This window comes from Methylobacterium sp. Leaf113 (genome assembly GCF_001423325.1).
Classification (GTDB): domain Bacteria; phylum Pseudomonadota; class Alphaproteobacteria; order Rhizobiales; family Beijerinckiaceae; genus Methylobacterium.
Map to the genome: position 1 here is coordinate 1 of NZ_LMNJ01000031.1, position 15,774 is coordinate 15,774.

Genomic DNA, 15,774 nt, shown 5'->3' on the forward strand with positions numbered 1-15,774 from the left:
TCTGGCGAGAAGAGGGTTTATCGACGTCACGTCGCAAACGCGACCGCAGGAAAACTCGGTTCCGTCTGCCGCCACCCTGGGCCTACGCCCTCTGCCAAGCAGCTTGATTGGCCAAAGTCGAGCTCAGGGAGGACCACTTTTCAGGCGGGCAGGCCAGATCGGCCAAGCCGATCAAGCTTCCAGACCACCAGCACGTCGGTAGGCCGGAGGTAAGAAAGCGCGGCCTCGAACTCGGGGCGCTTGGTGCCGGCCTTGCCGGACCTCTTCTCCTCGAACAGGCGCTCGCAGCCGGCCTTGGTCAGCGCGTCACGCTGCAGGTCGAGATTCTGATCGAGGGTGGAGACGCGAGCATATCCAACGAGTATGTCGGGATATTGATTCAGGCGCGTTTAATCCGCAATACAAATGCAGTCATATTTACCCAACAGGAACTCGGCCGTTCGCGATGGGTTCGATGTCGTTTAGCTCAACTGTCGGAAAAACAGTCGTTCTATGGGCATACTGAGCACAACCATTGCGCGTTTTTTAATACACAACCTATTTTTATGAACACCCATAGGCTTGACTGATTGATAAATATAAATCACCAAATATAATTCTGCAAATACCTTATATCAGTCTATAATTTTCTGGCTTATAAATATTAATCGATAAAATAGAATATCAAGCAGCTAAGCAATCGGACCGGAGCGGTGTTATGCCGACACAGCATTCGATAGAAGTGCCCTCTGCACTGGAACGGCGCTGTATGGATTCGTTCCATTTGGCGCGGCGACTGGCGTGATAAATCTACAGATCGATGGTAGCTTGCATTCGAAAGTCGGCAGCGAGCTTGCCGAGATCCGCAGCAAGGGGTCGGAACCGAAGGAGAAGCGGACGGCGACCAGCTCAAGTGCGTCGACATCGACGCCCCTCAGGATGACACGACCCACCAAGTGACAGTGCACACTACTGGCCGTCTCCGAACTCCGTCTGAGTTCGCCTTGCTGATCGTACCTGGGATTGACGTGACCCTCGGTCCAAAATCGGGCCTGAATTTTTACACAACCTGCATCCGTGTGCTGTCGGAACAGAATGATCGCCTGAAGGGCCTACGCGTCGTACCTAGGGCCTGTCGTCGCCTGAACAGATTGGCTGGGCTTGCGTTTTCGTCTCTCTGATGGAGGAGGGACGATGCTGAGCGACGCGCAATGGGCTGATCTGGAGCCTCTGGTTGAAGCCTGTCGGCCCAAGGCCAAAACGCCTCCGCAGGATCTGCAGCGCACGCTCTCGGCCATCCTTTGGCGGCATCAGAACGGAGCCAAATGGCGAGCTGTTCCCGAGGAATTGGGACCCTGGTGGCGGGCTGCCCAGATCTTCATCCGCTGGTCGCGTGCCGGCGTCTGGGAGCGGCCTCTTCACCTCGTGCAGGAGCGCGGTGTCCAACTCGGTATGGTGTTCCTCGACGGCACGAACGTTCGGGCGCACCAAAAGGCGGCGGGAGCCGCCAAAAGGGGGGATCTGGGCCCGAGCGAGACGCTCGTGAAGCTGTTGGCCGCTCGCGTGGCGGGTATGGCACCAAGGCTTGCGTGATCGCGGATGGACGGGGTCGCGCCATCGCCTTCCGGCTGGCGCCCGGTCAGGCCCATGAACTTCCTACGCTGTTCCCCTGCTCGACCAACTGCCGGGGGTGCCCAAATGGGTCGTGGGGGACCGCGGCTATACCAGCCACGTCTTTCGCGAACACATCTGGGATGCGCCGTTGCGGCGCCGGCGGTCGCCCAGCACGTCGGGACCGAACTGGTTGTAGCGGCGGGCCAGTTGCTCCAGCCAGCGCGACACGAAGCCGGTCACGGCGGCGACCTCCGCCACAGTCTGCCCCTGGGCCAGAAGCCAGATCGCCTGATAGTGCCGCGCCGCGCAGGCGTCCTCGCTCGTGCGAGCCCGCCGGCCCAGTTCCTCCACGCTCAGATGTTCCGCGATGTGAGCCATGTCCGCCTCCGCAAGAATATGCGGAGGCTAAACCCATGACCGACCATTGGGAATCCAGCCCGAATCAATCAGCCGGAAACAGTATCACACATATGTTCCCGAAATTGCAGCCGTTGGCGACCGATCTGGCATGCCGAACACGAGCTGGGAGGCGATCTCGCTGCGCCAGATCTTTAGACGGCGCTGTACCGTTCGGAGCAGCGCGTCCGGGTAGCGGTCGGGATCGGATATCTGAAGGCGCAGGAGTAGCTGGCCTCCGGTTTGCGTAGGATCAGCCTCGAACCAGGATCGCAGGTCGTCGGTGACTGCGATGAGGGGATCCGGGCGACGGCGTCCGCGCTTCGGCTTCAGCGCGGGCTGTGCCGTCGGTCGAACCTCACCCATCCGCCAAGCCGTGCGCAGCCCCGCCAGGAAGTCGGCGACGGGGATGGGCGCGGCCGACGTGTCGAGCGGCAGGATGACGGTGCCCTCGGAGATGGCGACAAGGGTTTGCTGCCCGCTCCGAATCTCGGCCACAGGAAAACGGCACGCTGGCGGCCATCGCCCGCTCGATCATCGCCAGAGCCAATCCCGGCTTGGTCGCGAAGGCCGTCCCCTCCGGCACGTGGGCGGCGGCCAGCCGGGCCGGATCCGAGGTCCAGGTCTTGGGCAGGTACAAGGCCCGATCGATGAAGGCATGACCGTGCCGAGAGGCGTAGGCTGCAAACACACCAATCTGGCAGTTCGTGATCTTGCCGGCCGAGCCGGTGGACTGGCGATGCACCCCGCACGAAGCCTTGCCCTGCTTGAGGAAGCCGGTCTCATCGAGGACCAGAACCGTATCTGGGTCGGCCAGCGTCTCCAGGGCATACTCACGCACCACGTCGCGTAGGGCGTCGGCATCCCAGCGTCCGCGACCGAGCACGGCCTGTTGACGCCAAGGCCCAGGATCGCCCGCGGCTTCCGCCCGCATCCAACCGGTCTCGCTCCGCGCCGAGCAGTCCGTCCAGGAAAGTACCCGCCGAGGCGGCGACCCGCTCCTGGGTGAACAGAGGCCGCACGCGCCCCTTCACGTCTCGCAGCGCCGAGGCCCACAACTCCAGCGTCGCCTCGATAGAGATCCCGGTCGTCCATGATGCGCGAATCATGGTGAGGCAGAGATTCAGAACCCCATCAACAACGCAACTGTAATGGTAGGCAGAATGCTCCGAGATAAGCGGCGGTCGTCCCTTAAGCTCGACGTTCACTCCGCCATCTTCCCTCCTCACGACTCTGTATTCCATCGGCGACAGCGCAACTACGGAAACGCTCTTAGAGCGTGCAGCCAGGTTTCGGATCAGTTCTGGCGACATGCCGGGCCGCGGAAGCTCCCTCGGCACGACCCTGAACTCCGGAGGAGCCTGAAGCCTCACCATGATCGTGGTGCCGGAGCTTGCCTCGACCCTGAATGTCGAGTGACGGCGCGCCATCGACGCATCACGGAGGAGCGGCCGTGGCACGTTCCCGGGATTGGACGGGCCGCGCTCGACGATCGTCGACGGGTTACCACCGATAGCTCACGGTTCCGGTGACGCGGCGGCCTTCGCCGTAGTTGCAGCCGACGAAGCCGATCTGCTGCGAGCAGGTGCCAACGAAGACGCGGTCGAGGAGGTTGTTGGCGGCCACCTGGAAGCGCCAGTTCTCGTACTGGTATCGCACCGCCGCATCGACCAGGAAGTAGTCCGGCACCCGGATGGTGTTCTGGGCGTCGCCGAAGCTGGCGCCGACGTAGCGGAAGCCGGCGCCGAGGCCGAGGCCGCGCAGGGGTCCGTCCTGCACCGTGTAGTCGGCCCAGGTGGCGGCGGTGAAGTTCGGCACCTGGATCGGGCGCCGCCCGACCGCGCTCAGCGCGCCGGCGGGGGGCTCGTCCTTGGTCACCTCGGCGCTCAGGACGGTCGCCGAGGAGATCAGCTTGAACCCGTTGAGCAGATCCACGGTGGCCTCGGTCTCGAAGCCCTTCACCGAGACCTCGCCGACCTGGTAGAACGCCTGCTGCAGCGGGTCGGTGGGGTCGAAGGTCAGCGCGTTGGTCTTCTTGGTGTCGAACACCGAGAACAGGATCGAGCTCGCGGCACCCGGCGGCTGGAACTTCACGCCGGCCTCGATGGTCTCGGCGCGCTCGGGCTTGGGCGGGAGGATGTTGTACGAGATCGGGACCGGGCCAATGCCCGGAATGGTCTGGGTCGTGCTCTGCTGGACGTAGACCGGCAGCACATTGAAGGAGCGCGCCGCCGAGACGTAAGGCGTCAGGCCGTTGTCGAAGAGATACGACAGGCCGGCCCGGCCGCTGAAGGCCTGGGCATGCTGGTTCGCGCCGAAGACAGCAGGAATCGCGTTGGGAATTCCGAAGGCGTCGAGCTGCTGGCGCACGGCGTCGATCGGTGGGTTGATAGCGGTCGTCTTCGTCGTCACCCAGTCGTAGCGGCCGTTGAGGCTGAGCACCCAGCGGTCGTCGAACTTGACCTGGTCCTGGACGTAGAGGCCGACCTGCTCCTGGTCGATGCGCGCGAGCCGCGTCTGCGGCAGGGTGGCGACGCCCGTGCCGTAGACCGGGTTCAGGATGTCGAGGGGGCCGACCAGGGGGCCGACGCCGAGGAGCGCGGCGGTCGGACCGCCGAACTGATTGCTCTTGTTGTTGACCTTGCTGTAGTCGACGCCGACCAGCGCGGTGTTCTTGAACCGGCCGAACTGGGAATCGTGCTGGAGCTGCGTGTCGACGGTGAAGACGCCGTACTCCTCCAGCCAGGTCTGCGCCGAGCGCCCCAGGATGTTGGGCGCGGCCGGGCTGCTGTCGGTGGCATAGACGGCGTTGTAGTCCGTCGAGGCATGGGCGTAGCGCAGGTTCTGGCGCACGGTCCAGGAATCGTCGAAGCGGTGCGAGAACTGGTATCCGCCCTCGAAGTGCTCGGCGAGGAAGCGCGAGAAGTTCGGCTCTCCGAGGAAGCGGCCGCGCAGCTGCGCCCGGTAGGGATTGCTGCCGTTGGTGTAGTCGCGCGGAACGGCCCGGAAGCTGTCGCCCGTGCGGTCCTTCTGATAGTTGCCGAGCAGCGTCAGGCTCGTATCGGCCGACGGCGCGAAGGTGACCGCAGGGGCGATGTAGATCCGGTCCAGCGGCGTATAATCCACCTGCGTGCCGCCTTCGCGCAGCAGGCCGGTCACGCGGTAGAGGATCGTCTTCTCGGGGTTGACCGGGCCGCTCAGGTCGAAGCCGAACTGCTTGCGGTTGAAGCTGCCATACCCGCCGAAGATCTCGCGATAGGGAACCGCGAGCGGCTTCTTGGTAATGAAGTTGACGAGTCCGCCCGGATCATTGAGCCCGAACAGGCCCGAGCTCGGCCCGCGCAGCACGTCGATGCGCTCGACGCCGTAGGGCTCGATGGGAAAGCCCGAGAAGCTGGTCTGCGGCAGGCGCAGGCCGTCCTTGTAGATGCCGCGCTGGGTCTGGTCGAAGCCCCGGATGATAAGCTGGTCGAACCGCCCGTCCTGTCCCTGCGGCGAGGTGACCACGCCGGCGCTGTAGCCCAGAGCGTCGGCGAGGTTCTGGACGCCGCGGTCCTCGATCTGCTTCTGCGTCACCACCGAGACCGACTGGGGCACCTCGCGCAAGGGGGTGTCGGTCTTGGTGCCGGTGTTCGAATTCGGGACCACGTAGGACGTGGCCGCCTTCAGCGCGCTCGCGGTGCCGGCCGGGATGCCGGTCCCCGAACCGGCCACCGACAGGGTTTCGAGCTGCACCGCGGCGGTGCCGCCCGCGCCCTGCGCCAGGGCCGTGCCGCCCCCCAGGACCGGCACCGTCGCCGCCAGCGCGAGGGCGGAAACGCCCGCCGCGCCGATCCGGCGACCGGGACGCGCGGACCTGGAGGAAGCGGGAAGGAGTTCGACCTGGGTCATGGGGAATGCTTTCCGATGCCGATCTTGACGTCATGCAGCAGACGGAATCAGCGAGATCCGTCAAATCGGCACTTGCCGAACACTTCCGCGAATTTTGGAGGTATTCTAAGCAGGTGAACCTATCTTGCGGCGACAGGGTGCGCATGCGGAAGGCTATTGATCAACATGACTCAGGGATTGTTTCGTATATTTCAATACGACGTTGTTGAATCAGCACATTTGCACTTTGTAATAAATAAAAAGACCAAGTCTTATCGTCGGGCCAGCAGCCACATCATGAAGGGCGTACCCACGAGGGCGGCGACGAGGCCGGCGGGAAGCTGGTGGGGAAAGAACGCCATCCGTCCGACGAAATCCGCCGCCACCATGATCAGCGCACCGACGAGGGCGGAGCCCGCGAGATGGGGCGCGGCCCGCGCCAGGCCAGCGAGCCGCGCCACCTGTGGCGCCACGAGGCCGACGAAACTCAGGGGGCCGGCGACAAGGGTTCCGGCCGCCGTGAGCAGGGCCGCCAGCGTCAGGATGGCGAGGCGGCTTCCTCCCAGACTCAGGCCGAGGGCCCGCCCGGTGGCGTCCCCCAGCGGCATCAGGTCGAGCCAGCGCACCACCAGGGGCAGGCAGGCCGCCCCGATCCCGAGGAGCGCCAGGGCCGCAACGGCATCGTCGGGCGCCGCCCGCGCGGTGGAACCCGCCGTCCAGGCCCGCAGCATCACCACCGCCGGATCGCCGCTGATCATCAGGATGGTGAGGAGCGCGCCGAAGCCCGTGGTCAGGGCGATGCCGGCGAGCAGCATCTGTTCCGGTGCGAGGGCGGCCCGCCGGCCGAGCGCCAGGATCGCCAGTAGGGAGACCAGGGCGCCGGCGCCGCCCGCGCCGAGGAGCATCGCCCGGTCCGGGAGGGCGACGAGTAGGCTGACGGCGATCAGCCCGAAGCCCGCCCCCGCGCTCACGCCGAGGACCTCCGGGCTCGCGAGGGGGTTGCCGGTGAGGCGCTGGACCAGGGCGCCGGCCAGCGCCAGGGTCGCGCCCGCGGCCAGCGAGGCGACGACGCGCGGCCAGCGCCAGGGCATCACCTCGGCGAGGCCGTCCCCGAGGCTGACGACCCAGCCGCCCTCCTGTCGGCCGAGCACCAGGGCGCCGACGGACAGGAGCGCCAACAGCGCGCCCCAAGCGGCGATGCGGCGCCAGGGCTTCGGCGCGCGCGCCGTCGCCTCGGTGGCGTGGTGCAGACTTCCGACCCCGCGCAGGCGCGGCAGCAGCCAGAGCAGCAGCGGCACGCCGAGCAGCGCCGCGAAGGCGCCGGTCGGCAGCGAGACCAGGGGGCCGAGGGCCAGCACCACCGTATCGGTCAGCCAGAGCAGGGCACCCCCGAGCAGGGGCGCGGCGATCAGGCGGTCGCGCAGGCGCCGGGTGCCGGTGAGCCGCACCAGGATCGGCGCGGCGAAACCGACGAAGCCGATCACGCCGACGCCGCTCACCACGAAGCCGGCGAGCGCCACCGCGAGCACCAGGGCGCCGAGGCGGGCCGGCCCGAGGCCGAGCCCAAGGCTGCGCGCGCTGGTCTCGTCGAGGTCGAGGAGCGCGAGCGGCCGGACCATCAGGGCCACGAGCCCGGCGGCGACCGCGAGGCGCGGCGCGAGGTAGGCCGGGGCGGACCAGTCGTTCATGGCCAGCGACCCGGCACCCCAGACGAACAGCCCGAACAGGCGCTCCTGGTGCAGGATGACCAGGAGGGTCTGAATCGCCCCGCAGGTGAGCTCGATCACGAGCCCGGCCAGCAGCAGCCCGAGAGGCGCGAAGCCCCGGCTGCGGCCGAGGGCGAAGACCGCGAGGGCCGCGAGGCCGGCGCCTGCGAGCGCCACCGCCTCGCGCCCTTCCGCGAACAGGCCGGGGGCGAACAGCGAGGCGAGCGCCAGGGCGAGCTGCGCGCCGGCCGAGATCCCGAGGGTCGAGGGCGAGGCCAGGGGATTGCGCAGGACCTGCTGCAGCACGGTCCCGGACAGGGCGAGCGCCGCGCCGGCGAGCAAGGCGGTGGCGAGGCGGGGGGCGAGGCTCTCGTGCAGGATGACCTGGTGGATGTCGGTCCAGTCCGGGTTCCACAGGGCGGACAGGGCCCGCGCCAGGGGCAGGTCCGCCGTGAGGGTGCGCAGTGTGAGGAGCGTGGCCGCGAGGCACACGGCCCCGATGAGCAGGGCCGTGCCGGAGGGGCGACGCGCGGAGGCGCCCGCGATGGCCCGCGCCTCAGCCACGCGGACAGGTCTCCCGCTGTTGCTCCGCCATCAGCCCGGCAAAGCGCGCGATCGCCGGCAGGCCGCCGTAGAACCAGACCGGCGGCAGCACGGTGACCCGGTGATCGCGCACCGCCGGAAGCGTCTGCCAGAGCCGGCTCGATGCCAGGGCACGGGCGGCATCCGATCGGATCGGCCCGATATGGACGATGCGGGCGTCGGGCGGACCGGCGGCGAGTTGCTCGATGCCGAGCACGGCGAAGCCGTAGGCGTTGGTCGGCCCGGTCCACGCATTGGCGAGGCCGAGCCGGTCGAGCACCGTCTGGAACAGGCTGTTGCGCCCGTAGACCACCACGTTGCGGTGATCGACGATCCAGACGAGGAAGACCGGTCGCCGATCGCCGGGGCAGGCCACGGCGGCGAGAGTGTCCAGCAGCGCCTCGGTGCGCGTCTCCAGGGCCTCGGCGGCGGCCTCGCGCCCGATCAGCGCGGCGATGCGCCGGGTTTCGGCCCGGGCCTGGGCGTAGGGCGTGCCGGCCTGGGCGTAGATCGAGACCGCCTCGGTCGGCGCGATCCTTCGGAGGAAATCGCCCTGGCTCGCCACTTGGAGGGGGTTGCCCAGGATGAGGTCGGGCTTCAGCCGGGCCAGGACCTCGAGGTTGGGCTCCACAATAAGGCCGAGATCGGTGGCGCCCGGCGGCAGGGCGGGCGCCACGACGGTGCGGTTGTAGCCCTCCGGCTGGGTCACGCCGACGGGCACGACGCCGAGGCCGAGCAGCAGTTCCACCGCACCCCAGTCGAGGGCGGCGACGCGTGGCTCCGCAGGGTCCGCCCGCGCCGGCAGCGACGCGGCGAGAAGGACGAGGATCCATCCGAGGACGATCCGGCGACGGGCCTCAGCGCGCATCGGCCGGAATCAGCCCGGCATGGCCGGTCTCGGGGCGCTTCTCGGGCGCGAGGCTCACGCGCCGGAGGCTGGGAACGAGGGCCGCGAAACCGGCCGTCGCCGCGAGGCAGAGCCCCCCGCCCGTCACCAGGGCGAGGCGCGCGGAGGCGAGATGCGCGCTGGTGCCCATCTGCATGCCGCCGAGCGCCGGGCCGAGGGTCTCCTCCAGCACCCAGAGGCTCGAGATCCGGCCGAGCATCGCGTCCGGCGTGGCGCGCTGGATCAGGGCCGCGCGCAGGATGCCGGCCAGGCTCGCGGCGGCCCCCAGGATGGTGAGGACGAGGAGGGCCGGGGCGAGCCCGCCGACGAGGCCGAGGGCGAGGCAGGCTCCGGCCCAGACCGCCACGCAGGCGAGCAGCCAGCGCCCCGCCCAGGGGCTCGCCCCGGCACGGCCGGAGCCGAGGGCGCCGATCAGGGCGCCCACCGCAGGCGCGGCGTAGAGGAGGCCGAGGCTGTCGGCGCCGCCCAGGACGGCGCGGGCGGCGAGTTCGGGCAGGAGCACGTAGGGCACCGCGAAGACCAGGGCGACGAGGTCGATGAGCAGGAGACTGAGGACCAGGGGCGAGCGCGCCAGGAACCGGAGGCCACCCGTCCGATCCGCCGGCGCGTCGCCGCCGGGCACGACGCGCGCCGGCGGCAGGCGAGGAAGCCGGGCGAGGAGGATCGGCGTCAGGCCCGAGGCCAGCGCCACCGATCCGTAGCAGGCGACCAGGCCCATCCGCGCCGTGATCGCTCCGGCGAGGAACGGCCCCGCGATGGCGCCGGCCTGGGCCGCCACGGCGGTGAGGGCGGCCGCCCCGGCGAGGTGCTCGCGCCCGACCAGGGCCGGGGTCGCGGCCATCAGGGCCGGCATGCCCAAGCCGAAGGTCGCCCCACCCACCACGGCGGCGGCGAAGATCGGCAGGATTCCGGGCTCGGCCACGGCCGCGTTGCCCATCAGGATCAGGATCGCGGCCAGGTGCGCGGTCCGGGACCACACCATCACGGAGCGCCGGTCGAAGCGGTCGGCGAGCCAGCCGCCGAGCATCAGCGACAGGGCCATCGGCCCTGCCACGGCGGCGTTCAGCAGCGCCACCTGCAGGGACGAGTCCGTGAGCGCGTAGGTCTGCAGGCTGACGGCGACGCCGAGCACCCCGAAGGCCAGGAAGGAGGCGGCCCGCGCCGCGTAGAGCAGCCGGAAGCCCGGGCTCGCGCGCAGGGGCGCGACGTCGAGGAAGCCGAAGGCGGCCATCGCAGGTCCCTTACGTGTCCGCGTCCTCGCTGTGCCCGCGGCGCCAATAGGCCACCGCAAGATGCCGGTCGCGGGGCAGGCCGCAGGTCTTGCGCCAATGGGCGCGCAGGGCCTTGAAGGTCTCGAACTCGGTGCCGGCCCAGGCGAAGACGCTGCGGTCCTGCGGGATCGGGATGGCGCGGACGGCCTCGGCCAGCTGGGGGGTGGTGCCGGCGGGGGCGCCCTTGCGGTGCAACCAGCGCAGGGCGAGGCCCGCGGGATGCTGCAGGGCCAGTTCGTCGGCTGCATCGTCCACCTCGACTACGGCCACGCCGGTGGCGTCGGGCGCCAGGCGCTCGAGGATACGGCCGATCGCCGGCAGCGCCGTGTCGTCGCCGGCCAGGAGGTACCATTGCGCGGGGGCGACGCCGCGCCCGCCGGGTCCCAGTATGCCGACGACATCGCCGAGGCGGGCCCGCGCGGCGAAGGCGGCCCCCGGACCGGGCGCCGCGTGCAGGACGAAGTCCACCGTGATCTCGCCGGCCTCCACGTCGACCCGCCGGACGGTGTAGGTGCGCAGGGCCGGCGCGGCCGGCCCCTCCGGCCAGACCGGGATGCCGTTGGCGCCCGGCACCGGCCAGACCGGCGGCTGGCCCTCGGGCGGTATCAGCAGGTGAATGTGCATGTCCGGCGCGTCGTAGCGACCGAGATCCTGGCCCGCGAAGGTGATGCGGCGCAGGTTCGGGGTGAGATCCCGGATGCGGCTCACCCGGACCTCGCGCAGGCTCGGCAGGGTGGTGTCCGCGCAGCCGTCCCCCGTCCAGACCAAGCGGGCCTCCGCCGCGCCCGGCAGCTCCTGCAGGTGCTGGGCGAGCATGAACTTGATGGCGGCGAGCCGGGTCGTGTCATCGGCCTCGGCCCGCAGGGTGAGGCGGTCCCGGTCGCTCTCCAGGATGCCGGTGCCGACGTCGAAGGCGATCCGGGTCCGGCTGGGCGCCGCCTCGACGACGAAGTCGTGCTCCTCGAAATGCGCGCAGAGATGCGCCACGTGGCGCTCCGCATCGGCAAGGTGGACCTCGGCCTCGGCTGCCAGCAATGTCACAGGATGATCTCCCCGTTCGTGCGGATGGGCGATGCGCCCCGATCGAGTGGCTGCTCAGGTCGGCCAGCCCTAGACGAAGGACAGCCGCAAGACAACCGCAATGCTTGCTTTAACATTATTCTAATTCAGCTTAGAAATGTATTATCCGATCACATTCGACGACTGTTCTTTGCCTGACCTGCCGCAACCTGTGCAGAAACGCCCAGGTGATGCCGCTCCGGACCTGATCGAGACCGCCCCATGACGCAGACCTGTCCCGTCTTCCCGCGCGGGCCCCTCAACCCGGCGGGTCCGGTGCGCCTCGTCTGCCTGCCCTTCGCCGGCGGGAACGCCACCGCCTACGCGTCGCTGGAGCGCGCGCTCGCCGACATCGCCGAGGTGCGGGTGCCGGAGCTGCCCGGGCGCGGCACCCGCTTCGGCGAGGCCTTCGCCACCGACCTGCCAACCGTCGCGGCCGAGATCGCCGGGGCCCTTCGGGCGATGCCGCAGAAGCCCCTCGTGCTATTCGGCCATTCCCTGGGCACCCTCATCGCCTACGAGGTCGCGCGTACCCTCGCGGCCGCCGGGGGCGCGCCCCGTCACCTCGTCCTGAGCGGGCGCCGGGCGCCGCTGACCGGGGAAGGCCCGCTCGCGGAGGAGGCCCTGACGGACGCGGCCCTGGAAGCCCGCATGCGGCGCCTCGGCGGGACCCCGCCCGAGTTGTTCGCGGCGCGCGACCTGCTTGCCCTGGTGCTGCCGGTGGTACGGGCCGATTACCGCCTCGCCTCGCAACATGTACCGGATCCGACGTCGCAGCTCCTCAGGCTCCCGGCCACGATCCTGGGCGGCGACGCCGACCTCGACAACCCGCCCGGGCTGCTGCCCGGATGGGGCGTCTGGCTCGGGCGCGCGCCCGCGGTGCAGATCTGGCCCGGCGGCCACTTCTTCATCCGCGCGCAGGGGGAGCGCCTCGCGGCTCTGTTGCGCGACGTGATCGCGGCCGAGGCGCCCGCGCCCTGAGCCGGGCTCACGCGGCCGCCGCCCGGCACAGGGCGGTGCCGTCGCGGATGATGAAGTTCACCAGCGTCGGCGAGATCCCGGCCTCCCGGGCCAGGACGTTCTGCGGCACGCCGTCGATGCGATGGGCCAGGAAGACCCGGCGGGTGCGATCCGGCGTCCGCTCCAGGGCGGCCAGCACGGCCCGCAGGGCCTCGCAGCGCTCCAGATGCGCCAGCGGGCAGGCGCAGGGGGCCGGCACCGCCTCCGCGTCGGCATCCGGCGCCAGGCGGCAGCGCTCGCGCAGGTGCCGCCTGGCGCAGTCGACCGCGGCGTTGCGGACCATCCGGCGCAGGTAGGCGGCCGGCGCCGCAACCTCGGGACAGGCGGAGGCCTCGCACAGCTTCAGGACGACGTCCTGCACCACGTCCTCCGCCGTGGCACGGTCGCGCAGGATGCGGGCGGCGACCTCCACCAGGGCCGCCTGCTCGCGCACCAGGGCCGCGAGCAGGGTGGCGGCGGCGGGCGGCATGCCCCGCGGGGATGCGGAAACCGGGGTCCGTGTCATCGACAGCCCTCCTCGTGGCGATGGCCGCGACGATCCTTCGGGACGAGCCGGACGGGCGTCCGGCGTCGCATCCCCCGCGATCGTCGACTTCACGAACGAGGCTATGTCGACAAATCGAGATCGAATTCAAGCTTCTGATTGTAGTTGATATCTATAATTAGAAGAGTTCTAGAAGATAAGAGTTCGTATTTTTCTAGATCAGTCGCGCGTTTTCTGTTCATGATACGCTTGGCGGGCTGAAGATTATGGGATCCTCGTGCGCCCGAACGGAGCGACAGCCGGAGGAGAACGGATGAGTTTGGGCGGATTGGACTTTCAGACGTTGCTCGATAGCCATCTCCGGATGCAGGCCGGATGCTACGTCGCGGGCGTGGAGCCGGCCCCCGGCGGTGGGTGCTACATCCGATCCGCCCTGCCGGAGCCGGGCTTCAACCTCGCCGTCGGGACGGGGGATCTCGGTTGGGTGGCGGCCACCGCCCGCCGCCACGGACGCCGGCCGGCCCTCCTCGCCCTCGACGACGCGGCCTCCCCCGATCCGGACGTGAAACCGGCCTGCATCGGGCGCTTCCCGACCCGCTGGATGGTCCGGGACAGCGGCGCGCCGGCATCGTCCACGACCGGGTCGGCCCTCTCGGACAGTCTCGCCCTCACGGTGGAAACCAATCCCGCTCCTGGGCGGGACTTCCTCACGGTCTGCGGCGACCTATACGCGGACCCGGCCACTAATGCCGTGGCGCAGGCCGTGTTCGTGCCGGTCCTCGCGGCCGCGCGGGCGGTGCCGGGCGTCGAGACCCGCCACCTCACGCTCAGCGAGGCCGGGACGCCCGTGGCCTGCGCCTCACTCTATCGCGCCGGATCGCGCGCGGGCCTCTACAACGTCGGCACCCGCGCCCCTCACCAGGGCCGGGGCCTCGGCGCCGCGGTGACACGGGCCGCCCTCCATTGTGCCGCGGAGGCCGGCGCCGGAACGGTGTCCCTCCAATGCGTCGGTGACGGCCCTGTCGAGCGCCTCTACCAGCGCCTCGGCTTCACGCTGGCGGCAAGCCCGGTCCTCTGGGTCTTCGACTACGCTTGAACGCCCCCTCAGGCGGGGCTTGGATTCAGGCGGGCGGCGAAGCTGTCGTGGAAGGCGGGGGAATCGACGATCTCCCGATGGGTCACCCCCGGGATGACGTCTCGGCTGAGCACGTTTCGGGAATAGCGGGTCCAGTCCACGTGGTTGAGGCCGCGCGCGAGCGACTCTCCGGCGAGCCAGACCCGGATCGGGGCGTCGAAGGCCGCGGCCCGGTATCCCCGGTAAAGCAGCGTGTTGTCCACGAAGGTCCAGAGCTCGAATTCCTTGCTGCCGAGGCCCGGTCCGTCGGCGGGGAGCGGGCCGGTGGCGGCGACGTAGGCGAGGAACTGCGCCATCAGGCTCTCGTCCATGCGCCGGAACAGGTCCTCCCAGTCGGCGCGCATGGGCGCGCGTTCGAGCCAGCTCGCGACCTGCGCCTCCCGGGCGCGACGCTCCCGGGGGTCCAGGAGCGGCAGGGCACCGACCGCGAAGTTCACGTCGATGTCGCAGACATCGAGCATGCCGACGAAGGTCAGGTCCACGTCCGAGCCCAGCATCCGCGCGGCCTCGTAGGCGAGCACGCCGCCCCAGGACCAGCCGAGCAGCGTGCAGGGCCGACCGGCGCATTCGGCTCGGATGGTCTCGGCGTAGCGGGCGGCGATGTCCTCCACCGAGACGACATTCTTGCGGGACTCGCTCAGGGAGTAGCAGACGAAGCCGGTCACCGGCTGGTCCGGCCCGAGCCGGCGGACCAGGGGCGCATATTCACGTGTGTTCACCATCAGGCCGGGGAAGCAGTACAGCATCGGGCGGGTCCCGCCCCGCGCCAGTTGCACCACCTCGGCATTGCCCACCGCGTTGGCGGTCAGCGCCGCCGCCAGGGTCGCCACGGTCTGGTTGTTGAACAGGTCGGCGATGGTCGGGCCGCGTCCGGGGAAGGCCGTCCCCAGCGCGGTCAGGACCCGTAGGGCCGTCAGCGAATGGGCGCCGGCCTCGAAGACGTTCTGATCGGGGTGAAGGGCGGGCAGGCCGAGGGCCTCGGCCCAGATGCGCGCGACCACAGCTTCGGTCTCGGTGAGCGGGCGGACCGGGGCCGCTTCGACCGGGAGGTCGGCGGGCGCCGGCAGGGCCGCTCGGTCGAGCTTGCCCCCCGGCGTCAGCGGCAGGGCCGCCAGAACCATGATCCGGCCCGGCACCAGGTAGTCCGGCAGACGCCGCGCCAGGGCCGCGCGCAAGGGTCCCTCCGCCGGCGCGGCGCCGGGCGCCGCCACCACGTAGCCCACCAGGCGCGGACCCGCCGGCCCGTCCCGCAGGGCGGCGGCCGCCCCCGCCACCGTCTCCTGGGCGAGCAGGGCCGCCTCGACCTCGCCCAGCTCGATCCGGAAGCCGCGCAGCTTCACCTGCGCGTCCGCCCGCCCGAGATACGCCACCGTCCCGTCCGCCCGCCAGCGGGCGAGGTCCCCCGTGCGGTAGAGCCGGGCCCCGGGCGCCCCGTAGGGGTCGGGCAGGAAGCGRGCCGCCGTCTGACCCGGCTGGCCGAGGTAGCCCCGCGCCAGGCAGGCGCCGCCGAGGTAGAGCTCGCCCGTCACCCCCACCGGCACCGGCTCCAGGGCCGCGTCGAGGATCAGGGCGCGGCGCGGACCCACCGCCCGGCCGATCGGCGCGTAGGCGTCCTCCACCGTGGCCTCCGGGCCGGTCTTCCAGGCCAGGGGCGAGATCACCGTCTCGGTGGGCCCGTAGCCGTTGATGAGGAAGCGCGGGCGCAAGGCCCGCGCGATCAGCCCGAAGCTCTCGCGCGAGAGGGCCTCGCC

Annotated in this window: 10 protein-coding genes and 3 pseudogenes; 3 read left to right on the plus strand and 10 right to left on the minus strand. The window is 70.0% G+C overall.

Features of this window, described 5'->3' with window-relative positions; translation table 11 throughout:
* Nucleotides 1–155 precede the first annotated feature (155 nt).
* A pseudogene (locus ASF60_RS23905) lies at nt 156–365 on the minus strand (recombinase family protein); the annotation flags it as partial.
* 808 nt (nt 366–1,173) lie between these two features.
* Here ASF60_RS23905 and ASF60_RS16285 point away from each other — a divergent pair.
* Nucleotides 1,174–1,786, plus strand: a pseudogene (locus tag ASF60_RS16285) (IS5 family transposase); the annotation flags it as partial.
* Here ASF60_RS16285 and ASF60_RS16290 read toward each other — a convergent pair.
* The 7 genes and pseudogenes from ASF60_RS16290 to ASF60_RS16320 form a co-directional block, all read right to left on the minus strand.
* Nucleotides 1,699–1,971, minus strand: coding sequence for a helix-turn-helix domain-containing protein (locus ASF60_RS16290; RefSeq protein ID WP_056187161.1), 273 nt, complete (start codon nt 1,969–1,971; stop codon nt 1,699–1,701). The pseudogene ASF60_RS16285 and the gene ASF60_RS16290 overlap by 88 nt on opposite strands.
* A gap of 427 nt (nt 1,972–2,398) precedes the next feature.
* Nucleotides 2,399–3,098: pseudogene (locus ASF60_RS23910) on the minus strand (IS701 family transposase); the annotation flags it as partial.
* Nucleotides 3,099–3,492: 394 nt separating this feature from the next.
* Nucleotides 3,493–5,880, minus strand: a complete 2,388-nt coding sequence (locus tag ASF60_RS16300) for a TonB-dependent siderophore receptor (protein WP_056187166.1) — start codon at nt 5,878–5,880, stop codon at nt 3,493–3,495.
* Between the two features lie 251 nt (nt 5,881–6,131).
* Nucleotides 6,132–8,129 carry a Fe(3+)-hydroxamate ABC transporter permease FhuB gene (fhuB, locus tag ASF60_RS16305; RefSeq protein ID WP_056187169.1) on the minus strand — a complete coding sequence of 666 codons (1,998 nt, stop codon included), beginning with the start codon at nt 8,127–8,129 and terminating at the stop codon, nt 6,132–6,134.
* The gene (locus ASF60_RS16310) at nt 8,122–9,015 is read right to left on the minus strand and encodes an ABC transporter substrate-binding protein (RefSeq protein WP_056187172.1); all 894 of its coding nucleotides are present in this window, start codon (nt 9,013–9,015) and stop codon (nt 8,122–8,124) included. Before ASF60_RS16310 ends, fhuB begins: the two co-directional genes overlap by 8 nt.
* Nucleotides 9,005–10,285, minus strand: coding sequence for an MFS transporter (locus tag ASF60_RS16315; RefSeq protein WP_056187175.1), 1,281 nt, complete (start codon nt 10,283–10,285; stop codon nt 9,005–9,007). The genes ASF60_RS16310 and ASF60_RS16315 overlap by 11 nt, the downstream gene beginning before the upstream one ends.
* Before the next feature lie 10 nt (nt 10,286–10,295).
* Nucleotides 10,296–11,366, minus strand: a complete 1,071-nt coding sequence (locus ASF60_RS16320; RefSeq protein ID WP_244478469.1) for a siderophore-interacting protein — start codon at nt 11,364–11,366, stop codon at nt 10,296–10,298.
* Between the two features lie 240 nt (nt 11,367–11,606).
* Here ASF60_RS16320 and ASF60_RS16325 point away from each other — a divergent pair, with 240 nt between their 5' ends.
* Entirely contained in the window at nt 11,607–12,365 is a 759-nt protein-coding gene (locus ASF60_RS16325) for a thioesterase II family protein (protein ID WP_056187177.1), read from the plus strand.
* Nucleotides 12,366–12,372: 7 nt separating this feature from the next.
* Here ASF60_RS16325 and ASF60_RS16330 read toward each other — a convergent pair whose 3' ends face one another.
* Nucleotides 12,373–12,909, minus strand: a complete 537-nt coding sequence (locus ASF60_RS16330) for a sigma-70 family RNA polymerase sigma factor (RefSeq protein WP_244478470.1) — start codon at nt 12,907–12,909, stop codon at nt 12,373–12,375.
* 322 nt (nt 12,910–13,231) lie between these two features.
* Between ASF60_RS16330 and ASF60_RS16335 the strand changes: the two genes are divergently transcribed.
* Entirely contained in the window at nt 13,232–13,984 is a 753-nt protein-coding gene (locus ASF60_RS16335; protein WP_244478471.1) for a GNAT family N-acetyltransferase, read from the plus strand.
* Nucleotides 13,985–13,992: 8 nt separating this feature from the next.
* Here ASF60_RS16335 and ASF60_RS16340 read toward each other — a convergent pair.
* A partial coding sequence (locus ASF60_RS16340) for an AMP-binding protein (protein WP_156634187.1) occupies nt 13,993–15,774 on the minus strand: 1,782 nt, incomplete at its 5' end.